The 26,493-nt window shown below is 64.5% G+C and carries 16 protein-coding genes; 12 read left to right on the forward strand and 4 right to left on the reverse strand.

All coding sequences use genetic code 11. The features are described 5' to 3' along the window. Positions 1-18: 18 nt before the first annotated feature. Genes HX815_RS27095 through HX815_RS27135 form a run of 9 tightly spaced genes read left to right on the forward strand, consistent with a single transcriptional unit; the run spans position 19 to position 17,573 of the window. Positions 19-1,671, forward strand: coding sequence for a (2,3-dihydroxybenzoyl)adenylate synthase (locus tag HX815_RS27095; protein WP_177029189.1), 1,653 nt, complete (start codon positions 19-21; stop codon positions 1,669-1,671). Next, positions 1,664-3,412, forward strand: a complete 1,749-nt coding sequence (locus tag HX815_RS27100) for an ABC transporter ATP-binding protein (protein WP_003218426.1) — start codon at positions 1,664-1,666, stop codon at positions 3,410-3,412. The genes HX815_RS27095 and HX815_RS27100 overlap by 8 nt, the downstream gene beginning before the upstream one ends. After that, a complete protein-coding gene (locus HX815_RS27105; protein ID WP_003218423.1) occupies positions 3,409-5,166 on the forward strand; it encodes an ABC transporter ATP-binding protein in 1,758 nt (585 codons plus the stop codon). The genes HX815_RS27100 and HX815_RS27105 overlap by 4 nt, the downstream gene beginning before the upstream one ends. Then, positions 5,156-8,563: a non-ribosomal peptide synthetase gene (locus HX815_RS27110; protein WP_008436209.1), complete on the forward strand. Its 3,408-nt coding sequence runs from the start codon at positions 5,156-5,158 to the stop codon at positions 8,561-8,563. The genes HX815_RS27105 and HX815_RS27110 overlap by 11 nt, the downstream gene beginning before the upstream one ends. Next, the gene (locus tag HX815_RS27115; RefSeq protein ID WP_177029190.1) at positions 8,560-13,983 is read left to right on the forward strand and encodes a non-ribosomal peptide synthetase; all 5,424 of its coding nucleotides are present in this window, start codon (positions 8,560-8,562) and stop codon (positions 13,981-13,983) included. The genes HX815_RS27110 and HX815_RS27115 overlap by 4 nt, the downstream gene beginning before the upstream one ends. Then, positions 13,980-15,068: a saccharopine dehydrogenase NADP-binding domain-containing protein gene (locus HX815_RS27120; protein ID WP_023658858.1), complete on the forward strand. Its 1,089-nt coding sequence runs from the start codon at positions 13,980-13,982 to the stop codon at positions 15,066-15,068. The genes HX815_RS27115 and HX815_RS27120 overlap by 4 nt, the downstream gene beginning before the upstream one ends. Beyond that, the gene (locus HX815_RS27125) at positions 15,065-15,844 is read left to right on the forward strand and encodes a thioesterase II family protein (protein ID WP_177029191.1); all 780 of its coding nucleotides are present in this window, start codon (positions 15,065-15,067) and stop codon (positions 15,842-15,844) included. Before HX815_RS27120 ends, HX815_RS27125 begins: the two co-directional genes overlap by 4 nt. A 12-nt stretch (positions 15,845-15,856) precedes the next feature. Continuing rightward, positions 15,857-16,171 (forward strand): isochorismate lyase, encoded by a 315-nt coding sequence (locus tag HX815_RS27130; RefSeq protein ID WP_003218417.1) that lies wholly within the window; start codon positions 15,857-15,859, stop codon positions 16,169-16,171. Further along, the gene (locus HX815_RS27135; RefSeq protein WP_003218416.1) at positions 16,164-17,573 is read left to right on the forward strand and encodes an isochorismate synthase; all 1,410 of its coding nucleotides are present in this window, start codon (positions 16,164-16,166) and stop codon (positions 17,571-17,573) included. The genes HX815_RS27130 and HX815_RS27135 overlap by 8 nt, the downstream gene beginning before the upstream one ends. A 47-nt stretch (positions 17,574-17,620) precedes the next feature. Here the strand turns inward: HX815_RS27135 and efeO (HX815_RS27140) are convergent, their stop codons facing one another. From efeO (HX815_RS27140) to efeU, 4 genes are read right to left on the reverse strand one after another with little or no spacing between them, the layout of a single operon-like run. Further along, positions 17,621-18,439 (reverse strand): iron uptake system protein EfeO, encoded by an 819-nt coding sequence (efeO, locus tag HX815_RS27140; protein ID WP_003218415.1) that lies wholly within the window; start codon positions 18,437-18,439, stop codon positions 17,621-17,623. Between the two features lie 27 nt (positions 18,440-18,466). Further along, positions 18,467-19,774: an iron uptake transporter deferrochelatase/peroxidase subunit gene (gene efeB / locus HX815_RS27145; RefSeq protein WP_008436218.1), complete on the reverse strand. Its 1,308-nt coding sequence runs from the start codon at positions 19,772-19,774 to the stop codon at positions 18,467-18,469. Positions 19,775-19,788: 14 nt separating this feature from the next. Beyond that, positions 19,789-20,991 (reverse strand): iron uptake system protein EfeO, encoded by a 1,203-nt coding sequence (gene efeO / locus HX815_RS27150; protein ID WP_003218413.1) that lies wholly within the window; start codon positions 20,989-20,991, stop codon positions 19,789-19,791. A gap of 10 nt (positions 20,992-21,001) precedes the next feature. Continuing rightward, on the reverse strand, positions 21,002-21,850 hold the full coding sequence (efeU, locus tag HX815_RS27155) for an iron uptake transporter permease EfeU (RefSeq protein WP_003218412.1): 849 nt from the start codon (positions 21,848-21,850) through the stop codon (positions 21,002-21,004). A 168-nt stretch (positions 21,851-22,018) separates the two neighbouring features. Here efeU and HX815_RS27160 point away from each other — a divergent pair, with 168 nt between their 5' ends. The 3 genes from HX815_RS27160 to HX815_RS31835 all read left to right on the forward strand — a co-directional run bounded on the left by HX815_RS27160 (position 22,019) and on the right by HX815_RS31835 (position 26,431). Further along, entirely contained in the window at positions 22,019-23,041 is a 1,023-nt protein-coding gene (locus HX815_RS27160) for an AraC family transcriptional regulator (RefSeq protein WP_177029192.1), read from the forward strand. Positions 23,042-23,230: 189 nt separating this feature from the next. Continuing rightward, a complete protein-coding gene (locus tag HX815_RS27165) occupies positions 23,231-24,661 on the forward strand; it encodes a glutamate decarboxylase (protein WP_008436222.1) in 1,431 nt (476 codons plus the stop codon). A gap of 69 nt (positions 24,662-24,730) precedes the next feature. Further along, complete coding sequence (locus tag HX815_RS31835) at positions 24,731-26,431, forward strand: transporter (RefSeq protein ID WP_177029193.1); 1,701 nt, start codon at positions 24,731-24,733, stop codon at positions 26,429-26,431. Positions 26,432-26,493: the final 62 nt, after the last annotated feature.

Genomic DNA, 26,493 nt, shown 5'->3' on the forward strand with positions numbered 1-26,493 from the left:
AAAAACTCTGGAGACCCCATGACTATCATTGACGACTGCCCCGATTGGCCCGAAGCGTTTGCCCAACGCTATCGCGACGCAGGCTATTGGCGCGACGAGACCTTTGGCGACCTGCTGCGCAACGCCGCCCGCACCTTTGGCGAGCGTGAAGCGATCACCGATGGAACGCTGCGGGTGAGCTATCGCCAACTGGATCAACGGGTCGATCAACTGGCCGGCGGGTTCTCCCGGCTGGGGTTGGTGGCAGGGGACAACGTGGTGGTGCAACTGCCGAACTGCGTGGGTTTTGTCGAAGTGTGCTTCGCCCTGTATCGCCTCGGCGTACGGCCAATCTTTGCGTTACCGGCCCATCGTCATCTGGAAATCGGCCGCTTCTGCGAGTTTGCCCAGGCCAGGGCATACCTCTGCGCTGACGTCACGGCAGGTTTTGATTATCGGGGCATGGCCCGTGGCTTGAAGGCGGCCCATGGCGACCTTGCGTGGGTGATCGTGGCCGGTGAGGCTGAAGAATTCATCGCGCTCGAAGACCTTTATCTGGACGACCCGCAGCCAACCTTTTCTGCGCCGCCCGCGGATGCCGTCGCGTGTTTCCAGTTGTCCGGTGGCTCCACCGGCGTGCCGAAACTGATCCCGCGTCGCCACAATGAATACCTCTACAACGTGCGGACCAGCGCCGAACGTTGCGGCCTGACCGACGCCACGGTGTACCTCGCCGCGCTGCCCATGGCCCATAACTTTCCCATGTGCTGCCCGGGGTTCATGGGCACCTTGCTGATGGGCGGCCGTGTGGTGCTGAGCGGCTCGCCAAGCGCCGAAACCTGCTTCGCCCTGATCGAGCATGAACGCGTGACCCATACCGCGCTGGTGCCGCCACTGGTGCTGGTCTGGCTGGATGCCGCCCAGGCGCGCGGGCAGGGCCTGCCAGGATTGCAACTGCTGCAAGTCGGCGGCGCCAAACTGAGCTTCGAGGCTGCCCGCCGCGTGGAACCCACCCTCGGCTGCCGCTTGCAGCAAGTGTTCGGCATGGCCGAGGGGCTGATTTGCTATACCGACCCCAACGACCCACCGCAACGAGTCCTGCACACCCAGGGCAAACCCATGTCCCCGGGCGACGAAATCCGGGTGGTGGACGACAACGAACAGGACGTGATACAGGGCCAGGTCGGCCAATTGCTGACCCGTGGTCCGTACACGATTCGCGGTTACTACCGCCACCCTGCGCACAACGCCCAGGCGTTTACCACTGACGGTTTCTACTGCACCGGCGACCGGGTAATGCTCACCGACGACGGCTACCTGATGGTCGAAGGTCGCGACAAGGACGTGATCAACCGTGGCGGCGAAAAGATCGCCGCCGAAGAAGTCGAAAACCTCCTGCTCAGCCATCCTGCCGTCGCCGATGTGGCCTTGGTGGCGATGCCGGACGCCTACCTCGGCGAACGCACCTGCGCCTTCGTGATTCCCCGTGGCACGGCACCGCGCCCGCCGGAACTGCTGCGCCATCTGCGTGAGCAAGGGTTGGCGGCCTTCAAGCTGCCGGACCGCTTCGAATTTATCCCCGGTTTCCCGCAAACCGGCGTGGGCAAGGTCAGCCGCAAGCACCTGCGGGAGGCTATCCAGCAGCTGTATTTCGGGGCAAAACAACCTGAGGGAAGCGCCGCCCGTGGCTGATCAAGACTCGCTGCGTGAACTGCTCGCGCCTGTACGTGGCCGGTTGATCTGCGCCATGCTGCTGCAAGCCCTGGCGACCCTGATCGGCCTGCTGCCGTTGATCGCGGTGGCGGAGTTGGCGCCGTCGTTGCTGGACGGAAAACTCGATCTGCACGATGGGTTCTGGTGGTTGTTGGCCGGTGCGGGCGCTTTGCTGTTGCGCATGCTCGGGCTGGCTGCCGCCTTGCAGATGACCCACCTGGCCGACAGCGACCTGCAACGCCAGGTTCGCCAACGGCTGGCCGCGCATTTGGCGCGGGTTCCGCTGGCTTGGTTCAGCGCCCGTGGTGGGCAAAAAGTCGACCGTGTTTTGCTCGACGACGTAGGTGCGCTGCATCAACTGGTGGCGCACTTGCCAAACAACCTCGCCGCCGCATTGGTGGCGCCCCTGGCGTGCCTGTTGTACCTGCTGACGGTAAGTGTGCCGATGACCGTTGTGGTGCTGCTGCCTCCAGCGCTGGCGCTGTGGCGACTGCGAGCCTTGCGCTCCCAGGCTTATCGGGATGACCAGAAGGCACTGGGCGCCGCGCTGGGCAACCTGTCCCTGGCCACCCAGCAGTTTGTGCAGAGCATCGCCATGGTCAAGTCATTCGGCCGGGCCGATCGGGTGCAGTCAAAGTTCTTCGGTGCGGTGGAACGTTTCGCCAGTTTCTTTTCCTGCTGGGCCCAACGCTGGGCCGGGCTTGGGGCGAGTGTCGAGGTGCTGCTTTCGCCGTTGCTGGTGCTGGCCCTGGTGCTGTTGGGCGGTGCGTCGCTGGTGGCTGGCGGTTGGCTGATGCCGGTGCAACTGCTGCCGTTCCTGCTGCTGGGGCCGGCCCTGGCAGCGCCGGTCGCGGCCGTCGGGCATGGTGCGGATGCACTGGTGCAGGGCCGCATGGCCGCCAGCCGTATCGCCACCGTGCTCAACAGCGCGACGTTGACGCAACCTCGCGAATCCCGCGAGCCCAAGGGCCGCCAGGTGAGCTTTGAAGGCGTGGACTTTCGCTACCCCGACGGCACGCAGGTGCTGCATGACATTGACCTGGATCTACCGCCCGGCACGCTGACCGCATTGGTGGGCGACTCGGGCGCCGGCAAATCCACCCTGGCCACTTTGCTTGCGCGCTTTGCCGATGTGAGTGCCGGGGCGATCCGCATCGGCGACGTCGACCTGCGGGACATGCACAGCGCCACCTTGTATCGCCAGGTCGCCTTTGTGTTCCAGGATGTGCGCCTGCTGCGCACCAGCGTCCTCGACAACCTGCGCCTGGCGCGCCCCGACGCCACGCAAATCGAGGTGGAAGCCGCCGCCCGGGCCGCGCAGATTCACCAGCGCATCCTCGCGCTGCCCCAGGGGTATCACACCGTCCTCGGAGCCGGCGTGCAACTGTCCGGCGGTGAAGTGCAACGCCTGGGCATTGCCCGGGCGATGCTCAGTGAAGCGCCGATCCTGATTCTCGATGAAGCCACCGCCGCCAGTGATCCTGAATCCGAAGCCGCGATCCAGCAGGCGCTGTCTCGCCTGGCCCGTGCCCGCACGGTGCTGGTAATCGCCCACCGCTTGAGCAGCATCCAGGACGCCGACCAGATCGTCGTGCTGCAAGGCGGGCGGATTGTCGAGCGCGGTACGCATCACGGCTTGCTGGACCAGCAGGGCACTTACGCCGGGCTGTGGGCCGCTGAGCAGTTTTCGGCGGCCGCACTGAAGAGGGCACGGGCATGATTCGCGCGCTGTTACGCAGCCTGCAACCCCGTGAAGCCGGCTTGTTGCGGCGTGCGCTGATGGCGATGGCGTTGAGTGCGTTGGCCCAGGGCGCAGCGTTGGCGTTGTTGCCGATGGCCTTTGCCCAGTGGTTCGGCAACACCACGCCTTGGGCCTGGGCCATCGGTTTCACCGGCATGGCCTTGTTGTGCCTCTGGCTGCGCCGGTATGCCCAGCTGGCGGGCTATCGCGCCGGTGCCGAAGCAGCCCAGGCGTTGAACCGACGCATTGGTGACAAGCTGGTGCAACTGCCGCTGGAATGGTTTGTGGAGCGGCGCAGCGCTGAACTGAATCGCCTGGTGACTCACACCGTGCTGCAAATCATGAGCACCCCGGCGCACCTTTTGCAGCCAATGGCCAATGCGCTGTTGACGCCTTTGGCACTCCTGCTGGCGCTGTTTTTCTACGACCGCTCCATGGCGTTGGCGGCACTGGCCGCGTTGCCGTTGCTGGTGCTGGTGTACCACTGGGGCGTGCGCTGGGGCGGGCAAGCTGAAGCACTGAGCGAAGCCGCAGCCAATGAAGCGGCGGCCCGGGTGATGGAGTTTCTGCGCCAGCAACCGTTGCTGCGCTCCAGCGGGCGCACCGAGCAAGGTTTCGACCTGCTCACCGAGGCCCTGGCCCAGCAGCAACAGGCACAGCGTCACGCCCACTGGCGCACTTTTCCCGCCGCGCTGGGTTTGGCGGTGGTGTTGCAGGCCGGCTACAGCGCCATCCTGTTATGCGGCCTGTATGCCGTGTTGGGTGGCACCCTCGATGCGGCGAAGTTCCTGGCGCTGGCGATTCTCGCCACCTGCCTGGTGGAGCCAATGGGCGCGCTGGTCAACCTCGGTACCACGTTGCGCCAGACCCGCCACGGCTTGAATCGCCTGCGCCACCTGCTGCAGATGCCGGGGTTGCCTGAGCCTCTCGAACCCCAACCTGCCCTGGGTTACGACGTGCAAGTGCGGGACGTAGGACTGGTCCGCCAGGGCCAGGCGATCTTGCAAGGCATCGACTTCACGTTGCAGGAGCGTTCGCTGAACCTGGTGGTGGGGGCGTCCGGCTCCGGCAAGTCCAGCCTGTTGCGCCTGCTGGCGCGCTTCAGCGATGTAAGCAGTGGCGCGATTCACCTCGGCGGTGTCGACCTGCGGCAACTGTCGGCCCTGGCCCGAGATACCCAGGTCGCCTTGATGTTCCAGGACAGCCCGCTGTTGCCGGGCAGCCTGCTGGACAACCTGCTGCTGGGCCGCCCCGACGCCAGCGAAGAGCAATGGCAGCACGCCGCCCGCGCCACCGGCCTCGACCGCCTCGCCGAGCGCCTGCCCCAGGGCTGGCACACCGTGCTGGGCGAGCAGGGCGTCAGCCTGTCCGGCGGCGAGCGCCAATGCCTGGCGTTGTCGCGGGTGTTGCTCAAGGACGCGTCGCTGATCCTGCTGGACGAGCCGACCGCCGCCCTCGATGCCATCAGCGAGGCGCGGGTCAATCGGACCCTGTTGCAACTGGCCCGCCGGCACACGGTGGTGCTGGTCACCCACAAACCGACCTTGGCGCCCCATGCCGACCAGATTCTGCTGCTCGACCACGGCCAGTTGGCCCAGGTCGGCCGCCATGACGCGTTGATGGCCACGCCCGGCCGTTACCGCGAGTTGTTCCACGAGCGCGAAGCGATCAATCGCTGGCGCTTGCGCCCAGACCCTACCGTTCCCCAAAGGACCGTCCCCCATGACCGATAACCCATCACTGGCATGCGTTCATCCTGCACCCGGCGGCCTCGCACACAGCCCCGAGGCGCTGTGTGCCGGTGTCGCGCAGTTGCTCGACTATGCCCCCCAGGACCTGGAGCCCGATGCCTCGCTGATCGAGCAGGGCCTGGACTCGGTGAGCATGATGCGCCTGCCGGCCTTGCTCGCCCGCGAAGGTGTGCAGGTGAGCTTTGCCGAACTGATTGAGCAGCCGACCCTTGAGGCCTGGTGGTTGCTGATCGACCGCCGTCGCGGGCAGGCGACGCACCTCAAGCCCGTCGCCGCCGACAACGATTTCGCCCTCACACCGTTGCAGCAGGCTTATTGGTTTGGTCGCGACCCGGCCATGCCGCTGGGGGGCGTTGGCTGTCACCTGTATCAGGAGCTGGACGGGTATCAGGTCGACGCTCAACGCCTGGAAAGCGCGGTGATGCGCCTGACTCACCGCCATCCCATGCTGCGCGCCTGTTTCCCGAACGCCACTTGCCAGCGCGTGCTGCCGACCAGCCCGTGGCCTGGGTTGACCGTGCATGAACGGCCGGATGAGTTGGCCTTGCGTGAGCGCCTGGCCCACCGCTGCCTGGATGTGCGCCAGGGCGAGGTGTTTGATGTGCAACTCAGCCGCTTGCCCGACGGCCGCAGCCGGGTGCACCTGAACATCGATTTGCTGGTGGCGGACGTCCTGAGTATCAGCGTACTGCTGCGGGATCTGGCGCTGATCTACAGCGGGCAAGAGGCGCAGCTGCCACGTCTGGAATGGGATTTTGCCCACTACCTGGGCGCCACCCGAACCAGCGATGCCGGCGCGCGGGACTACTGGCTGCAACGTCTGGATGACCTGCCCGACGGCCCGCAACTCCCCTTGGCACACGAGCCGCAATCCCTCGGCCCGCCGCGTTTTCGTCGCCTGGCGATGCGCCTCGGCCGCGCGCAGTTGCGAGCCCTGGAAGACCAGGCCCGCCAACACGGCCTGACCCTGGCCAGCGTGCTGTGCTGCGCCTATACCCAAGTGCTGGGCCGCTGGAGCGCCAGCCAGCATTTCCTGTTGAACGTGCCGCTGTTCAACCGCCAGGAGCTGCACCCCTGCGTCCCGCATCTGCTGGCGGATTTTTCCAACCTGGTGCTGCTGGAGATCGACCAGCGCCAGGCGGGTTCTTTCGCGCAGCAGGCGCAAGCCCTGCAACGCCAACTGCACCGCGACATCGCCCACAGCGCCTGGCCTGGTGTGGAAGTGCTGCGTGAGTTGTCCCGCACCCGGCAAGGCGGCGCCCCCGTAGTGTTTGCCTGCAACCTTGGCGAAGCGTTTGTCGACGCCACTTGCCGGCAGCACCTGGGCGAACCGGGCTGGGCCTTGTCGCAAACGCCCCAAGTGTGGCTTGACCACCAGAGCTATCCGCTGCCCGATGGCCTGTTGCTCAACTGGGACGGGGTAGATGCGCTGTTCCCCGAAGGCCTGCTGGACGAAATGTTCACCGCCTATGGCGACCTGCTGGCGTGGCTGTGTACCGGTGACTGGCGCCAACCCGCGCCGCTGCCGTTGCCCCAAGGCCAGCAAGAGGTCCGTGCAGCGGTCAACCACACGCCCTGGGCCTATGACAAAGGCTTGCTGCACGATGGCTTTTTCCAACAGGCGCAGGTGCACCCGCAGCGGGTGGCATTGATCACCGAGGACGCTGAGTTGAGTTACGCCGAGCTGGCGGCCCAGGCCCTGCAAGTGGCAGGTGCCCTGCGCCAGTGGGGGATTGAACCGGGTGATACGGTGGCGATCACCTTGCCCAAAGGCCAGGCGCAAATCGTTGCGGTGCTCGGCATATTGGCGGCGGGCGCGGTGTATGTGCCGGTGGGTATCGAACAGCCGGCAGCCCGTCGCGACATGATCTATCAACGCGCCGGAGCCAAGGTGGTGATCACCGATACGGCCCACCGTGATCGCGGTGTATGGCTGGCGGACTTGCAAGTGGTGGACCTGGCCCAGGCGCGTTCGGCCAGGGCCCTGAAACAACCGATCGAGGTGGCGCCGGACGCACTGGCCTATGTGATTTTTACCTCTGGCACTACCGGCGAACCCAAGGGCGTCGAGGTTTCCCACCAGGCGGCGCTGAACACCGTCGCCGCGATCAACCGGCGTTATCAGGTGGGCGCGGATGACCGTGTGCTCGGGGTTTCCGCCCTCGATTTCGACCTGTCGGTGTACGACCTGTTTGGCCTGCTGAGTGTCGGTGGCGCCGTGGTGCTGCCAGCGGATGCGCGGCGCAAGGAGCCGTCCGAATGGTTGCGGCTGATCCGCCAGCAGCGCGTGACCCTGTGGAACTCGGTACCGGCGTTGCTCGACATGCTGACCCTCAAGGCCCGCGAGCCGAATGCCCTGAGCGGATTACGCCTGGCGATGGTCTCGGGTGACTGGGTCGGGCTGGACCTGCCACGCCGCCTGCGATTGGCAGCCGGCGAAAGCGCCCGGTTCGCCGCTCTCGGCGGCGCCACTGAAGCGGCCATCTGGTCCAACGTCCAGGACGTCGACGAAGTGCCGGCTCACTGGCTCTCGATTCCCTACGGCAAACCCCTGGATAACCAAAGCTTTCGAGTCGTCGACAGCCAGGGCCGCGATTGCCCGGACTGGGTGGCGGGGGAGTTGTGGATCGGCGGCGCCGGGGTTGCCCAGGGCTATCGTGGCCTGCCGCATCTCAGCGCCCAACGCTTCGTCGAGCACGCCGGGCAACGCTGGTACCGCACCGGCGATCAGGGCCGTTATTGGCCCGACGGCAGCCTCGAATTTCTCGGGCGTATGGACCAGCAGGTCAAGGTCCGTGGCTTCCGCATCGAACTCAGTGAGATCGACGTGGCCCTGGAACGCCATCCGGCCGTCAGTCGTGCCGTCACCCTGGTGTTGCCCGGGGCCAACCCGCAGTTGGCAGCAACCCTGATGGGCGACGCGCTGCCGGATGCCGAAGCCATGCGCCAGTGGCTCTGCCAATGGTTGCCGGAACACATGTTGCCGGACCACTGGCTGAACCTCACCGAACTGCCCCTGAGCGCCAACGGCAAGGTCGACCGCGCCGCACTGCTGTGGCTGGTGCAGGAGCAACGCCAGGGCGCCAGACCCGAGCATGAAGACGCGCCTCAAGGCGAAGCCGAACAACTGTTGGCCGGGCTCTGGCGCGAATTGCTCGACATTCCCCTGGTGGGACGCAATCAGGGCTTTTTCGCCCTCGGCGGCAACAGTCTGTTGGCCGCTCGTCTGATCGAACGTATCGCCCGACAGTTCGACGTCGAACTGTCGCTGAAGGACTTTTTCAACGCGGCCACCGTCGCCCGCCAGGCCCAATGGCTTGTCGCCCGACGAGAACAGGACCACGTCAACCGGAACGCAATGGTGGAGGGTGCGCTATGACACTGCAGCAACTGCAACAGGACCTCGAAGCACTGGGTGTGGAACTCTGGGAAGAGCAGGGCCGCCTGCGCTACCGGGCGCCCGCCGGGGTGATGGATGAAGGCCGCCTGCAACAATTGCGCGAACACAAGGACGCGTTGTTGCAGCAATTGATGGAACCGGTGATGCCCACCGTCTCGGCCGACCTGGCTGCCCGCAGCGAACCGTTTCCGCTGACCGACGTGCAGGCCGCTTACCTGATGGGCCGCACCCAGGCATTCAGCTACGGCGGGGTGGCGTGCCACGGTTACCTGGAATTTGAACTCAGGGAACTGGACCCGGCGCGCCTGGAGCAGGCATGGAACCATCTGATTGCGCGTCACGACATGCTGCGGGCGGTGGTGCTGGAAGACGGCTACCAACAAATCCTGCCCCAGGTGCCGCATTACCTGATCGCCCGGCATGACCTGCGCGAAGACGACGGCCGTGCACTGGCCGCTCTGCGCGAACGCATGGAAATTCGCCTGGCGTCGCCCCAGCAGTGGCCGCTGATCGAGTTGTGCGTCAGCCAGGGCCGTGAACATGCGCGCCTGCATCTCTCAGTGGATCTGCTGGTGTGCGACTACCAGAGCGTGCGCATGCTGTTGGCCGAGTTGCAGCAGGTCTATCGTGGCGAAGCCTTGCCGCCGGCGGCGCCCATCAGTTTTCGCGACTACGTACTGGGCGAGCGCCGGTTGCGGGAACAGCCGCGTTACCAGCGTGACCGCCAGTACTGGTGGGCGCGGGTCGACAGCCTGCCCGGTGCTCCGGAATTGCCCATGCAGGGCGCTCCCAGCGGACCGCGTTTCGAGCGCCGCGCCCTGAACCTGGAGGCCCGGGATTTCAACGCCCTGCGCCTGAATGCAGCGGCGGCCGGCGTGGGTGCGTCGGCGGCGATTCTTTCCTGCTATGCCGAAACCCTGGGGCGCTGGAGCCGCAAGGGGCATTTCTGCTTGAGCCTGACCTTGCTCAATCGCCTGTCGCTGCACCCGCAGGTCGATCGGCTGGTGGGGGATTTCAGCTCGGTGGAATTGCTGGAAGTCCAGACCCTGCAAGGCGGCAGCTTTGGTGAACGCAGCCAGCAGTTGCAGGAGCGACTGTGGCAAGACATGGACCACCGCCTGTGTTCCGGCATTGAAGTACTGCGCGAACTGGCGCGGCGCAAAGGCCGTGATGCGGCCTTGATGCCCTATGCCTTCACCAGCACCCTGGGCGCCGGTGGCGAAAGTGGCGGCGGGGCATTTATGCCCGGCGCAGAACTGGTGCACGGCATCAGCCAGACCCCGCAAGTGTTGATTGATTGCCAGGTCAGCGAGCGCGACAACGGCCTGTTCATCAATTGGGACATTCGCCAGGGCGTGTTCAATGAGGCCATGCTGGAAGCGATGTTCGACACCTTCGAACGTCTGCTCAAGCGCTTGGCGCGGGAGCCTTCGGCCTGGACCCTGGACGATTGCCTTGAACTGCCGGCACCCCAGCGACTGGTGCGGGAGTTGATCAACCAGACGGCGCAGCCGATTCCCCCAGGCTTGCTGCATGAACCGTTCTTTCGCCAGGCCCGGGCGCAACCCCAACGTGTCGCCCTGATCCAGGGCGCGCGACAGCTCACTTACGCGCAACTCGCCGCCCGTGCCGAGGCGATTGCCGAGCAGTTACTGGATGGCGGTTGCCAGCCCGGCGAGCGGGTCGCGGTATGCATGGAAAAAGGCATCGACCAGGTGGTCGGTGTACTCGGGATCTTGCGGGCCGGCGCGGCGTACCTGCCGCTGGACACTAATCAGCCGATGGCGCGGCGCGCGTTGATTCTTGAGAACGCCGAGGTCAGCCGGGTGCTCAGCCAGTCGTGGTTGAGCGAGGACGTGGCCTGGCCCGCCCAGGTGACCCAGTGCATACCCGTTGATCAGGCCGCAGCCAGTGCCGGACGTGAACTGCCGGCGCCGCAGGTGACACCGCAACAACTTGCCTACGTGATCTACACCTCCGGCTCCACCGGGATTCCGAAGGGTGTGATGATCAGTCACCAGGCGGCCCTCAACACGGTGGTGGATATCAATCAGCGCTTCGCCATCGGCGCCGAAGACCGGGTACTCGCCTTGGCCAGCCTGGGCTTCGACCTCTCGGTGTACGACATCTTCGGCCTGCTGGCCGTAGGTGGCGCCCTGGTGTTGCCCGACGCCGGACGCCGCGCCGACCCGTCCCACTGGGCCGAATGCGCCCGCGAGCACGGTGTGACCCTGTGGAACTCGGTGCCCGCGCAGTTGCAGATGCTTGCCCATTACCTGCAAGCCGTGCCGGCCGCGGCACCTCAGAGCCTGCGCCTGGCCTTGCTGTCCGGCGACTGGATCCCGCTGAACCTGCCCGCCGAAATCGCTGCGTTGTTGCCTGAGCTCCAACTGATCAGCCTGGGCGGCGCCACAGAAGCGGCGATCTGGTCGATTGCCTATCCAATCACCGAGGTGGACGCACAATGGCGCAGCATTCCCTACGGCGCGCCGCTGGCCAATCAACGCTTCATGGTGCTCGACGAACAAGGCCGCGATCGCCCGCAAGGCGTTGCCGGTGAGCTGTTCATCGCCGGCACGGGGTTGGCGATGGGGTACCTGGGGGACGCGGAGAAAACCGCCGAGCGTTTTATCGAGCATGCCCACAGCGGCGAGCGGCTGTACCGCACCGGCGACCTGGGGCGCTACCTTGAAAGCGGGTTGATTGAGTTCCTTGGCCGTGAGGATTTCCAGGTCAAGGTTCGCGGGCATCGCATCGAGTTGGCGGAAGTCGAAAGTGCCTTGCTCAGTCATCCTCATGTCGAATCGGCCGTGGTGGTCGCTGCGGGCGAGGGCGCGTTCGAGCGGCGTTTGCAGGCCTGCGTGCGCGGGACTTTGCGTGATACTCCATTGCCTTGGCCGACCCGGTTGGCACCCAACGCCTTGGCGGCGGCCAACGGCGTGAAAGGCCAACTGACGGAAGCGCTGATTACGCAGATGTCCGATTGCGTCGAGCGTGCCGCGTTGCTCTCCATGGGCCTGGCCCTGCAACGCCCGGGGCTGTTTGATCAACCGGGCGTCGAGCACGACCTGGCCCAGATCATGAGCCTGTGCGAAGTGGCGCCACGCAACGAACGGCTGATCCGCCGCTGGCTGCAAGCGCTGCATCGCGAACAACTGGTAGACCGCAACCCAGGCACCGGCGCCTATTCGTCACTGCGGGTCTCGGGTGCTGAATACCGTCAGCTGTGGCAGCGCATCGAGGCGCTGGAACCGAGTGTGGGCTGGGGCGGTGAAGTGCTGCGCTACCTGCGGGAAAGCCAGGAGCAATTGCCTGCCCTGATGAGCGACCGGCTCGACCCGTTGCACTTGCTGTTTCCCGAAGGCCGTACCGACACCGCCGAAGGCGCCTATCGCAAGAACCTGATCAGCCAGTACCTGAACCAGGCGGTGTGTGCGGCGGTGCAGGAAATCGCCGCACTGCAACCGGCGGGCTGGCGTCTGCAGTTGCTGGAAATCGGCGCAGGCGTGGGCGGCACCAGTGCCGACCTGATTCCGGCCCTGGACGGCTTGGCGGTGGACTACCAGTTCACCGACCTGTCGCAGTTTTTCCTCAACGAAGCGCGGGAGCATTTCGTCGAGTTTCCGTGGGTCAGCTACGGGCTGTTTGACCTGAACCTCGACCACTGGGCCCAAGGCATCGCCGCCAACTCCCTGGATGTGATTCTGTGTGCCAACGTGCTGCACAACTCGCGGCATGCCAGCCAGGTACTCGCCCGGCTGCGGGAAATGCTCGCCCCCGGCGGCTGGCTGATCTTTATCGAAGCCACCCGCGACACCTACCAGATCATGGCGTCCATGGAGTTCAAGGAGGGCCTGACCGCGTTCGAGGATTTCCGCGCCGAGCAGGACACCACGTTCATCCGCCGCGAGCAGTGGCAGCAACTGTTGCAGGAAGCCGGCGCGCAGACGCCGCTGTGCATGCCGGCAGCTGACGATGCGATGTCACAGATCGGCCAGCACCTGTTCATCACGCGCTTCAAGACCGAGCGCCAGACCCTTGAGCCGGAGGCGTTGCGCGCGCATCTGGGCCAGCGCCTGCCGGATTACATGGTACCCACCGAGTGGCGGGTACTGGATGAAATGCCGCTGACGGTCAACGGCAAAGTCGACCGCCAGGCGTTGGCCAACCTCGGCATGGCCCAGGCCACGCAACAGGCCAACAGCGGGGCTGCACCGCTGGATGCGCTGGAGCGCAGTATCGCAGAGGTCTGGCAAACCCTGTTGCGGGTGCCCAGTGTGGGCCGTGAACAGGGCTTCTTTGAGTTGGGCGGTGATTCATTGCTGGTGGCGCAGGTGGTTGGTCGCCTGCGGGAAAGCCTGCCCCAGGCCCGTAACGTGCCCTGGGGGGATTTGCTGCGCCAGTTGATCAACCAGCCCACCGTTGCGGCCCTGGCGGATTACCTGCGGGGGCAGGGCAGCGAGAGCCTGTCGCCGCTGGTGCGGATTCGTGAGGAGGCGCAAGGCCCGGCGCGGATCTTTGTCCATGATGGCAGCGGCACCCTGGCACCGTATCGCGCGCTGTTTGATGCACTCGGGGAAGAAGCGCCACTGGAGGGGCTGGTGCTCAATGATGTACCGGGTTACCTGGCTCTGGCACCGGCTACGGCGATTCGTGAACTGGCCGAGCGTTATGCCGACACCTTGCACGCCGAAGGCCGGCGCCAGGTGAGCATCGTCGGTTATTGCCTCGGCGGGTTGCTGGCGACGGAGCTGGCGTCATGCCTCGCGGCGAGGGACATCGAGGTGCTGCAACTGACAGTGATCAGCAGCTACCGCGTGCCGTTCATGATCGAGGATGACCTGCTGGCGGAGTACGTGTTCGCCCGCGTGATGCAGGCCGACCCGCACACCCTGGGTTACCCGGTGGATGAACAGGCGATGGAGCGGGCGATTGCCAAGGTGCTGCGCCAAACTCCGGGCCGCGTGCCCCAAGGTGCGTTGCTGGCGCTGCAGGATGAGCCCGACTGTGCCACGGCCCTGGCCTGCCTGCGGGCCCTGGCATCCAAGTCGGCAGATGAGCGCTTGCAGGCAATTGCAGACGCGATGCGCCACGCCGGCTCGCAACTGAGCGACCTGGACTGGCTGCGCGAGCAACTGCAGGTGCTGCGCCACAGCCTGGCCGCCGTCGCCTTGCATCAGGCCACGCCTTACGACGGTGACATGGTGTTTATCCGCCAATGCGGTGAAGTCCAGGTACTGCCCGGCATGCACCGCGACATGAGCCAATACTGGCAGGCCCTGTGCCTTGGCGAATTGCAGGTGGTGGACGTGCCGGGCGACCACTTCAGCTGCATGCAGAGCCCCCAGGTCGAAGCCGTGGCCCGCGCGTTCGAACGGCTGGCGCAGGTGGCGGCGTGAGAGTCGGGATTGTAGGCGGCTATGGGCATGTCGGTCGGCAGGTTGCGCGGGTGCTGGTCGGTCATTGCCGCTTGCGCCTGGGCGGTCGCGACCCTGGGCAAGGGCAGCGTTTTAACGACGGCGAGTTGAACGGGCAGGCCGAGATCCGTGAAGTGGACCTGTGGGACGCCCAAAGCCTGGCGGCGTTTTGCAGCGGCTGCGACCTGCTGATCAATTGCGCGGGCCCCAGCTACCAGGTGCTCGACCGGGTGGCGCTGGCCGCTTTGGCCAGTGGCGCCGATTACATCGATGTCGGCGGCGATGATCCGCTGCATCAGCTGCTGCCCGCTCAGTTGCCGCCGGGTCGTCGTGTGGTGTTATCAGCCGGCATGTTGCCCGGGCTGTCGGGGTTGTTTCCCAAGGTGCTTGCGGCGTCGTTCGAGCGCGTCGATGCCGTGCATTGCTATGCCGTCGGACTTGGGCGGTTGTCGACAACGGCGGCCGAGGACTTTCTATTGAGCCTCGGCAACGGCTATGGCCAGGCCTCGATGGGCTGGTGCGATGGCCGTGCAATCAAGTCCGCCGTACTCGTCGATGAACACTTCGAGCGGCCCTGGCTGGTGGGCGGTCCCGTAACGGCCCACCCGTATCTAACCACTGAGCAACAGCGCTTGTTTACTGACTTGCGGGTGCGCGAAGCCCAGGCCTACAACCTGTTCGACGGCGGCCACCTGCGGGCCGCACTCGGGCGCATTCAGGGCTCGCCACCGGCTCTGCGACACACGGCAGAGAACATTGCCGCCCTGGTACAGGCCAGTGCGCTGGACCTGGCAGGGCGCACGCCTTACCAGTTGCTCGCAGTCGAAATGGCAGGCCTGCAACACGGCGAACCGCAGCAGGCCACCGCCTGGTTGCGTGCCGCCGACGGCTCGGCGTTGACCGGCACAGTGGCGGCAATCTGCGCCCTGCAACTGGCCAAACTGCCCGAAGGCACGCACTACGCTGCCCAGGTGATGGACGCCGATGACTGCTTGCGCCAGGTGCTGCGCTGGTTGCCGCAGACCCGGATCCACGTCACCACTGAACTGGAGGAGGGCGTGTTATGAAGAAAATCCCCAGCCCATGGCTGCGACGTTACCCGCAGCATCAAACGCCGCGTTGCCGATTGGTCTGCCTGCCCCACGCCGGCGGCAGCGCGGGATTTTTCAGCGGTTGGCAGGCACTGTTGCCGGCTGACATCGAACTGGTCAGCGTGCAATACCCCGGCCGCGAAGAGCGCCTGAGTGAAATCTGGCCCGGCAGCCTGGAATGGATGGCGGGCACTATTACCCGGGCGCTGTGGGACCTGTCCGACCGGCCGCTGGTGCTGTTCGGCCACAGCATGGGTGCGGCGCTGGCCTATGAGGTGACGCGGCGCCTGAACCGCCAGGGCAAGGACCTGCAACGGCTGATCGTCTCCGCCCATCCGGCCCCTCACCGGCAACGTCACAGCCAATTGCACCAGGGCCCGGATGCCGGTCTGCTGGCGGATGTGCGGCGCCTGTCGGGTGGTGCGCCATCACCCCTGGACGAACCCGAGATGCAGGCACTTTACCTGCCCGCATTGCGCAATGATTACCGCCTGATCGAAAACTACTGCGGCGATATCAGCGAGCTGCTGGACGTGCCCGTGAGCGTATGCCTGGGCAGCACCGACCGCGAAGTCGATCGGGAGGAAGCCCATGCCTGGTCGGAAGTGACGCGCCAGGTCACCGACTTTCGAACCTTCAACGGCGGGCATTTTTACCTGCGCGACAGCCAGGCCGACCTGATCGAGCACCTGGAACTGTTGCTGGGCAGCCCCGCCGAACCGGCGTGGCAGTGCTGGCCGTCGACCCCATGACCGGAGAATCCTATGAAAACACCTGAGCAGTGCAGCGGGCTGGAAGACGTCCGCCTGGGTATCGACACGTTGGACGAACAGATCATCCGCGCTCTCGGCCAGCGGTTGGCCTATGTGAAAGCTGCGGCGCAGTTCAAGCCTGACGAAGCCAGCATCGCCGCCCCCGAGCGGGTGGCCGCCATGCTGCCCCATCGCCGCCGCTGGGCCGAGCGCGAAGGGTTGGACCCGATGTTCGTGGTCCCGCTGTTTGCGCAGATCATCCAATGGAATATCGACCAGCAAGTGCGCCACTGGCGCCAGCAGCATCAAGGAGCGGAGCATGAGTGAACGTCTGCCGGGATTGCTTCAGGCGCTGACCGAGGGCGAACGCCTGGCGCGCGAGAAGGGCGGCGCAGTGCTGGTGGTGTTCAGCCTGGCCTCGGAGCGCCTGGACCCGCTGCGGTTATTTGCCGCCAACCGCCAGGTACTCGGGCAAAGCCTGTTCTGGTCAAGTGACCGGGGCGCACTGGCCATGGCCGGCTTTGGTTGTACCGAGGAAATCAGCCCCGGGGCCGATGACCGCTTCAACGCCAGTGCCCTGGCGTGGCAGGCGTTGCTCAGCCAGGCCCATCAGGTGGGGCCGCGCCAGCCGTTGCTGTGTGGCGGCTTTGCGTTTGACCCGAAGGGCCCACGCTCGCTCAAATGGCAGTCATTCGCCGCCACCTCCCTGGTGCTGCCGCGCATCCTGCTGCTGCGGGAAGCCGAGCAACATCATGTGATCTTCAGCCAGTGGCTGGAGCCCGGGGCGGACGCGGTGCGTTGCGCCCAGAGCCTGGAAACCCAGTGGACGTTGCTTCTGTCCCGCTACGCCAGTGCGCCACGCCAGGAGATTCCCCTCGGCACACCGAGCGACGAAAACACCATCAGCGCGCAGCAATGGCAAGACACCGTGGCGACGGCCGTGCAGCGCATCAACGCCGGCGACCTGCGCAAGGTGGTGCTGGCCCGCGAAGTGCGGTTGACCACCTCACGGACGATCCCCTGTGGCCCGCTGCTGGAAAACCTCAAGGCGGCCTATCCCCAGGCGTACCTGTTTGCGTTCAGCCGTGGTGACAGCTGCTTTCTCGGCGCAACGCCGGAGCGGCTGGTGCGGGTGACTCGTGGCACGCTGAACACGGTGGCGTTGGCCGGTACTTGCCCGCGTGGTCGTCACGAGCAGCACGATGCCGAACTTGGCCAGGCCTTGATGGACAGCCCCAAGGACCGCCACGAACACACCCTGGTGGTTCAAACCCTGCGCGAAGCATTGCAGCCCTATTGCGCGATGCTCGACATTGCCAGCCAGCCGCAGTTGCACCGGCTGGCCAACGTGCAGCACCTGTTGACGCCGGTGATGGGCCGCTTGCATCCCCAGGTGCAATTGCTGCAACTGGTGCAGGCCCTGCACCCGACGCCGGCGGTGGGTGGCTTGCCGCGACGTGAGGCGATGGCCTATATCCGAGAGCACGAGCAGCTCGACCGTGGCTGGTACGCAGCGCCAGTGGGCTGGATGAATGCGCAGGGTGATGGTGAATTTGCCGTGGCGTTGCGCTCGGCGTTGATCAGAGGCTGTGAGGCGCACCTGTTCGCCGGCTGCGGCATTGTCGCCGAGTCGGATCCCGGGAGTGAGTACGAGGAAACGTGCTTGAAGCTGCGGACTATCCGCGATGCCTTGCGGCCTTCGGACGGAGTGCAGGTGGCGTCAGCCTGAGGAAGGCTCTCGCCCGGCAGGCCGGGCGAGAGCATGCAGCGTCTGGATCAGTTCAAGCCAAGCTTGCCACGCAGTGTGGACAGGTCTTCCGCCAGGGTATTGACCGGGCCAACCAGGGCTTTGCGGTCGGCTTCCTTGACCTTGTCGTAGGTCTCGAAACCGCCATCTTTGGTTTTGTACTTGGCCAGGATCTTGTCCACGGTGGCGAAGTTCTTGTCGACTTTGGCAACGAAGGCCTTGTCTTGCTTCTCGATCTGCGGACGGAACAGGTCGACGATTTTCTTCGCGCCGTCGATGTTGCCCTGGAAGTCATACAGGTCGGTGTGGCTGTAGCGGTCTTCTTCACCGGAGATCTTGGTCGCGGCGACTTCTTCCAGCAGGGCAGCAGCACCACCCACGACTTTTTCCGGCGGGAAGGTCAGGCCGTCCACGCGGGTTTTCAGGTCCAGTACGTCGCTGTTGAGCTTGTCCGCCAGGGCGTCGAGGCCTTTGGTGGTGTTCTCGGAGAACAGGCTGTACTCGATGCGGTGGAAGCCGGTGAAGTCTTCGGCTTTCACGCCTTTCTCGTGGTCGTCCACGCGGGAGTCGATGGAGGCGTCGAGGTCGCTGAACAGTTCGGCGATCGGCTCGATCGACTCATAGTGCACGCGGGTTGGCGCGTACAGCTTCTTGGCGGTGGCCAGGTCGCCTTTTTTCACGGCGTCGGTGAACGCCTGGGTCTGGGTGACCAGCTCGCCGATTTCTTCGGTGACGTAGATCTTGTAGTCCGACACCGGCCCTACCAGGTCCAGCGGCGCGGTGGCGGCGAAGGCGGCCAGCGGCGAAAGGCTCATTAACAACGACAATGCGAGAGACGACTTCTTCATGGGACGATTTCCGCTCTGGGGTTTGTTTTAGGTTTTGGCAGTGGTTTGTGGATGTGTCGCATCAAGCAGCGTGCGCCCGATGAAATCCTGGGCCCCGGTGACGCCTGGCAAGGTGAAGAAGTAACCGCCGCCAACCGGCTTCAGGTATTCCTCCAGAGGCTCGCCGTTGAGCCGGGTTTGCACGCTGATAAAGCCTTTCTCCAGGTCAGCCTGGTAGCAGATGAACAACAGCCCCATGTCCAGCTGACCGTTTTTGTTGACGCCGTTGGAGTAGTTGAACGGCCGGCGCAGGATCAGGTTGGCCTGGGTCTGTGCAGTACGCGGGTTGGCCAGGCGGATGTGGGCATCGAGCTTGGTCAACTTGCCTTCCGGGTCCTTGCTGTAGTCCGGGACCTGGGTTTCTTTCTGGCCATCCATGGGCGCGCCACTGGTCTTGATCCGGCCAATGATGCTTTCTTGCTCTTGCAGCGGGGTGCGGTCCCAGCGTTCGACGAAGTTGCGGATGATCCGCACCGCCTGGTAGCTGCCATTGGCGGCCCAGGCCGGTTCGTCGCTGCCTGGCTGGACCCACACAATCTGATCCATCGCCTTGTTGTCGTTGGAGTTCGGGTTGGCCGAACCGTCGCGAAAACCGAGAAAGTTGCGCGCGCTTTGTGCTGGCTCGCCGGGGCGGGCAGGGGCCTGGGGCGGCACGCTGCCTTCCTGCTTCCAGCGCACCAGCAGCAGGTCCGGCAGGTTTTTCACGATGTCGCGCAGGGCGTGGATGTTGGTGTCCGGGGTGTTGGAGCTGAACTGCAGGCTCAGGTCGCCGTGGCACTGCGCCGGTTCCAGTGCATCGTTGGGGAAACCGACCATGCGGATCAGGCGCTTGGGCTTGGCTGCGGCCAGGCCGAAGCGTTCGTCGAACAGCGACTCGCCCACCGATACGGTGATGGTCAGGTTGTCCGGTGTCACCACCGGGCCGAGGATGCCGGAGTCGGTGGGGGGCAGTTTCGGGTCGACTTGCACCACGGTGCCGCCGGTCATCAGGAACGCGATACGCTCGTTCAAGGTGCGGAACAGCCGCTCCAGGTCCTCGCGGTCGCTGGCCAATACGTCGAATGCCACCAGCATGCCGCAGGCCGGGCGCGGAGTGACGATGCCGGTCTGGTGCTTGCCATGGAAATCGTGGTGGTCCTGGGTCTTTTCACTGCTTGGCGCGGTGGTCACTTGTGCCGCCGCGTTGGCAGCCATTGCCGGGCAGCTCAGGCTGCTGCCGGCAATGGCCGCGCCAGTGGCGGCCATACCCAGCAATACACGACGACGCTGGGCGGAAAATTGTTCTGAATCACTCATGTCTACGGTCGTCTTCACTTCAGGCCGGAAAGGCCAAGGGCGGGGTCGATTCCATCGAGTGCAACGGCCAGAGCCTTGGCCTTGTCGGCGATCTGCTTGCGCTGATCGGCGGTAACGCTGTCATACGAGGCGTAGCGGCCATCGACTTTCAAACCGTTGAGTTCGGCATCGAGGGCGTTGATCGCGCTGTCGATCCCCGGCAGCAATTGCGCGGCAGATTTGGTCAGCAGCGGGCGCATCAGGTCGACCACTTTGCGGGCGGCGTCCAGGTTGGCGGCGAAGCCGTTGAGGTCGGTATGGCTGTAGCGTTCTTCCTCACCGCTGGCGGCACGTACGTCGGCCAGGCTGTTGAGGTTGCGCACCACGATGCTCACCAGTTGCTCCGGCGGCAGCGACTGGGCCAGCAGCTGTTGCTTGAGGCTGGTGACGTCGGTGACCAGGCGCTGGGCAATCGGCGCCAGGCCGTCGAGATTGCGTTGCTGGAACAGGCCGTATTCGAGACGGTGGAAGCCGCTGAAGGCCGGGTCCTGCTCGCGCTTTTCAAAGTAGTCGGCGCGGGCGTTGATCGCGTTGTCCAGTTCCGCCAGGCGTTGCGAAGCCGGGGCCAGGCGCTGGTAAGCCTCGCGGGCCGGTACGTAAAGCGCCTGGGCCTGGGCGAGGTCGCCGGCTTCGATGGCTTGGTCCAGCGCGGTAACGGCCTTGACCAGGGCGCTACCCTGGCTGCTCAGGTACACGCGGAATTCCGACAGCGGGCCGATAAACGCGACCATCGACGGCTTGGCCTTGGCTTGGGCGTCAGACTCGGCAGTCGGTGTCACCTTCAAGGTGCCACGCGGGTTGCTCAGCAGGCCGCAGGTGATCTGGTAGTCGCCGGGCAGCAGGTTGGCGTTGATCACCTGGCTCAGGCCGGGGGCGATGTTTTCGCGCTCTTCGACCACCAGCACGCCGTCGAGGATTTCCCACTCCACGGCACGGTCCGAGCGGTTGATGATGCGGAAGCTGGCGCGTCCCGCCGGTACCGTCAGCGCATTCGGTTCGCAGCTGTGGGCGTGGATGGTGACGGCGATTTCATCGTGGTTGGCCTGGCGTTTGGAGGCGGCCAGTTGCGAGGCGTAGTAGAACAGGCCACCGGCGGCGATCATCACGACCACCGAGCCGCCCACCGCCCAGCGCAAGGCGCGGGAGGGCGGAGCCGGTTGAGGGGTTTGGTTGGACAAGAGGCGGTCCTTACTGGCTGGAAACGGAAGAGGTTGTGCGGGTAGCCGGCTTGCTCGGCGGCGCCGGCAGGAAGAACATCACCAGGGCCACCACCAGGTAAATCAGGTAGGCACCGAGGGTGCTGATGGTCGGGGCGTCCTGATAGCCGAACATGCCGGCCAGCACCGAGCCCAGCGGGCCATCCATCGGCAGCGTCGCGCTGAAATCGAACAGTACGGTTTGCAGGTGGTTCCATACCCCGGCTTCGTGCAGGGCTTGTACCGAGTTGGCGAGGATGCCGGCGGCCACCACCAGGATGAACAGGCCGGTCCAGCGGAAGAACGCACCGAGGTTCAGGCGCATGCTGCCGGTGTAGATCAGGAAGCCGACGATGATCGCCAGGATCAGGCCGAGCAGGGCGCCAATCGGCGCGCCCGGACCTTCGCTTTGCTGGAACACGGCCAGCAGGAAGAACACGGTTTCCAGGCCTTCACGGGCCACGGCGAAAAACACCATGGCAATCAGTGCGGTGACCTGGTGTTTGGAGCCGGCCAGGGCATGATCGAGGGATTCATGCAGGGAATGCTTGATGGAGCGCGCGACCTTGCGCATCCAGAACACCATGGAGCTGAGAATGCCCACGGCCACCAGGCCGACGATGCCTTCGAACAGTTCCTGTTGTTTCTGCGGGAATTCGGCACTCACCAGTTCCAGGCCACCGCCGACCAGCAGCGCGAGGGCCGCTGCCAGAAATACGCCGATCCACACTGCGGGCATGTACTGGCCACGGCCAGTTTGCTTGAGATAGCTGGCAATAATGCCAACGATCAAGGCGGCTTCTATGCCTTCGCGCAGCATGATTAAAAAGGGAACAAGCATTCGGCACCGAATCGTCACTAGATAGGATGCTAAGTTGTAACATAATGATACTCATTACTAAACAGGGAATATTGACCTTTACTGAACCTTGACTGAACGGTGGTGGCAAACCGCATCCGACACTAGAATGCGCGGCATCGTCCCAGCCACCGGATTGCGCCATTCCCCATGTCGGAAAAAGACACGATTTCCATCCAACTGGTCCGCGAAGCCCTGTTGCAGAGCTGTGCGCCGGGTGCGGCGAGCGATGAAGTGTTGACCAAGGTCGGGATTGATCCAGCACTGCTGGGCCAGCCAACCGCACGCGTCCCGGCAACCGCTTACGCACGCTTATGGCGCTTGCTGGCACGGCGAATGGACGATGAATTCTTTGGCATGGACCCGCGCAAGCTCAAGTCCGGCAGCCTGGAGTTCCTCTGCCGGGCCTCCATGGCACAACCGAGCCTGGCCACTGCGTTGGAAACCGGCCTGGGGTTCCTGTCACTGATGCTCGAGCGCATGCCGGCGCAACTGGTGCGCCAGCAGAGCCTGGCGGAAATCGTCCTGTTGGAGCCGGAGCCCGCACCCAGGCGCGCCTTCACCTATTTCGCCTACTGGATGATCGTCCACGGCGTCGCCTGCTGGCTGGCTGGGCGCCGGATCCCGATCCTGGCGATTGAACTGCGTTGCCCGCAGCCGGACTTCTGCGACGACTACCAGGTGATGTTTTCCGACAACTTGCGCTTTGACCGGCCGCGTACCCGGATGATCTTTTCCGCCGACTGCCTCGACCTGCCGATCAAGCGCAGCCCGGAGGAGCTCAAGCGCTTCCTGGCCCATGCGCCCGCCAACATCCTGGTCAAATACCGCGACCCGGACAGCCTTGCCACCCGCATCAAGACCGACCTGCGGCACATGCCTGCCGACACCTGGCCGGAAACCGAAGGCCTGGCCGCATCCCTGTGCATCTCGGCCTCGACCCTGCGCCGGCGCCTGGCGGAAGAAGGGCAGACCTACCAGGGCCTCAAGGACAGCGTGCGCAAGGAGTTGGCGATCGTCTGGCTGGCCGATTCCGACATCAGCTTTGCCGAGATCGCCACCCGCCTGGGGTTTGCCGATGCCAGCTCGTTCTACAAGGCGTTTCGCAAGTGGTCGGGCTCCAACCCCGGGCACTATCGCAGCCTGATATTGAACGAAGCACTGAGCCAGTAGGTCACTGCCAGGCACCCCCGGCACGTCTGCCTGCTTATCCACGCCTTTAATGATCTGGGTCACTTTCCTGCGCCGCCGTGCGTGTGATATTCGGCGCCACCGCTCCATCGTTCGTTTCCTGACGCAGCCTGATCGGCATTTGTCGCGATCAACGTCTACGCCATTTCCCTCATTCAAGAGCAGGATTTCATGGCACTTCACAGAACCGTAGAGACCCAGGACCAAGCCATCGAAGACGTCTATTCGAGTGGCTCCGCCCAGCACAAACTGCCCAAATACCGCCTCCCGGACCACTCGACCACGCCGTCGGCCGCCTACAACCTGGTGCGCGACGAACTGCTGCTGGACGGCAATTCCCGGCAAAACCTGGCGACTTTCTGCACCACCTGGGTCGAGCCCGAAGTGCAGCAGTTGATGGCCGATGCCCTCGACAAAAACATGATCGACAAGGATGAGTACCCGCAGACGGCCGAGATCGAAAACCGTTGCGTGCACATCATTGCCGACCTGTGGCACGCGCCGAAATCGTGGCAAACCGTGGGTTGCTCCACCACCGGTTCCAGCGAAGCGGCGATGCTTGGCGGCCTGGCACTGAAGTGGAGCTGGAAGAAACGCCGGGAAGCGGCGGGGCTGCCCACCGACAAACCGAATTTCGTGTGCGGCCCGGTGCAGATCTGCTGGAAGAAATTCGCCCGTTATTTCGATGTGGAAATTCGCGAAGTGCCGTTGCGCGGTGACGCATTGGGCCTGCGCCCGGCCGACCTGCGGGAATATTGCGACGAAAACACCATCGGTGTCGTCGCGACCCTGGGCGTGACCTTCACCGGGATCTACGAACCGGTCGCAGCCCTGGCGGCCGAGCTGGACTCGATGCAACGTGACCTCGGCCTGGATATCCCGATCCATGTCGACGCGGCGAGCGGCGGGTTTATCGCCCCGTTCATCCAGCAAGAGCTGCAATGGGATTTTGTGATCGAGCGCGTCAAGTCCATCAACGCTTCCGGCCACAAGTACGGCCTGGCGCCGCTGGGCGTCGGCTGGGTTATCTGGCGCTCCACCGAAGACTTGCCGGAAGAGTTGATCTTCTACGTCGACTACCTGGGCGGCAACATGGCGACCTTTGCCCTGAACTTCAGCCGGCCCGGCGGTGAAATCATTGCCCAGTACTACAACTTCCTGCGGCTGGGGCGCGACGGCTACACGCGGATTCAACAAGCGTGCTCCGACACGGCGCAATGGCTGGCCTCGGAAATCACCAAGTTTGCCCCGCTGGAACTGGTGTACGACGGCAAGGATGGGCTGCCGGCGGTCTGCTACAAGCTCAAGGACGGCGTCGACCACGGCTTCAGCCTCTACGACCTGTCGGAGCGCGTGCGCATGCGCGGCTGGCAGATCGCGTCATACCCGTTGCCGTCCGATCGGCAGAACGTCGTGGTACAGCGCATCCTGGTACGGCATGGCGTGAGCCGTGACCTGGTGGCGTTGCTGCTGGAAGACCTGCGCAAGGCCGTTGCCCACCTGCAGAAAAACCCGGTGGAGCATTCCGACGCGGGCCCCAGCTTCAGCCATGGCGCCATCGCCGACCCGGTCATCCCGGCCGACACCCCGAACCTCGACTGAACGCACTGAACACTCACCGGGCCTCGAGGCCCGGTGCCTTTAGCGTTGCATCGCCAGGTACGAATCATCGTGACTGCCTTCTTTACTTTCCTGCACGACAACCCCTACATCCTGCTGTTCCTGGTGGTTGGCCTGTCCGTCTGGGTCGGGCGCGGCACCATCAAGGGTTATGGCCTGGGCGCGGTGGCCGGGGCCATCGTGATCGGCTGCGCGATTGCGACGTGGGCGTCTTACTATGGCGTGCATTTCGAACTCGATAACTTTACCAAGAGCCTGTTTTACTACCTGTTCATGTACGGCGTCGGGCTGCGGGTCGGGCCTTCGTTCATCAACAGTCTCAAGGGTGATGGCCTGAAATTCACCTTCCTGGCGATCCTGTCCTCGTTCCTCGGGCTGGGTATCGTGGTGCTCGGCGTTCGGCTGTTATCCCTGCCGGTGGGCGCGGCGGGCGGGATTCTTGCCGGTTCGCAAACCATGTCGGCGGCGATTGGCTCCGCCGAACAGGCGATTACCTCGGGCGTGGTGCCGCTGCCACCGGGCACCACGGCGGCGGCGGCCACCGCGATGATCGCGCTGTCTTACGGCATCACCTATATCTGGGGCACGGTCGGCATCATCCTGATCTGCAAATACCTGCCGCGCTGGTGGGGTGTGGATGCGCGCAAGGCGGCCAAGGCATTCGAGGTGGAGCACGGTGTGCCGAACGTCGACGATGCCGGGCTCAGTGGGTATCGGCCGTTTGACCTGCGGGCCTATCGCCTGGTGAACCCGGAGCTGGTGGGGCAGAGCATCGCGCAGTTTCGCCAGCGCTTTGCGTTGTACCAGATCGAGAACGTCGAGCGTGGTGAAGAGTTGCTGGGGGCTGAACCGACGCTGGTGTTGCAACTCGGCGATGTGATCGCCCTGGGCGGCAGCCTGGATGCGCTGACCGATCACATGGGCCTGATCGGGCCGGAAGTACCTGATGCCCGAGCGTTGAATATACCGCTGGATGAGGCGGTGATTCTGGTGACTCACAAGGATGCCGTGGGCAGGGCGCTCAAGGAATTCAGCCAGTCGCCGATTGCCGGGCAGGTGCAGTTGGTGGGGATTGAGCGGGGTGGTGCGCCGATTCCGGTGGGGCTGGAAACGCGGTTGCAGCGCCTGGATGTGATGCACTTGATTGGCTTGCGCAGTGCCATCGACAAGGCCACGGCGTTGCTGGGCAAGGCGGGGCGGGCGAGTACGGCGACGGATTTGCTGACGCTGTCGCTGGGTATGGTGCTGGGGTTGTTGATCGGGCTGATTCAGGTGCCGGCGTTCGGTGCGGCGGTGGGGCTGGGCAATGCGGGCGGGTTGCTGGTGTCGGGGATTATCGTCTCGTCGCTGGTGTCGCGGGTGCGGTTCTTTGGCAATACCCCGAATGCGGCGCGCAACATTCTCGAGGACATGGGGTTGATATTCTTTGTCGCGATTGTGGGGGTGAATGCCGGGGCTAATCTGGTTTCGCAGATTAGCGCGATCATTGCGTTGAAGATCTTTTTGCTTGGGTTCGTGGCTTGTACGATTCCACCGTTTATTGTTTGGGCTGTGGGTTTTCATGTGTTCAAGATCAACCCGGCGATTCTCATGGGCGGTGTTGCGGGGGCGCGGAGTCACTCGGGGCCGGCGCGGGAGGCGGCCAAAGAAATTGATAGCACGGTGCCGTGGATCGGGTTTCCGGTGGCGTATGCGGTGTCGGGGATTTTGCTCACGGTGTTTGGGTATTTTGCCATGGTGCTGGCGCGGTAGCTGTATTGGGTACATATCCGTTGCTGCGGTAACGGCGGCTTATGGTTCCGCTCTTACAGCGG

Source organism: Pseudomonas sp. E6002 (assembly GCF_013385565.1).
GTDB lineage: Bacteria > Pseudomonadota > Gammaproteobacteria > Pseudomonadales > Pseudomonadaceae > Aquipseudomonas.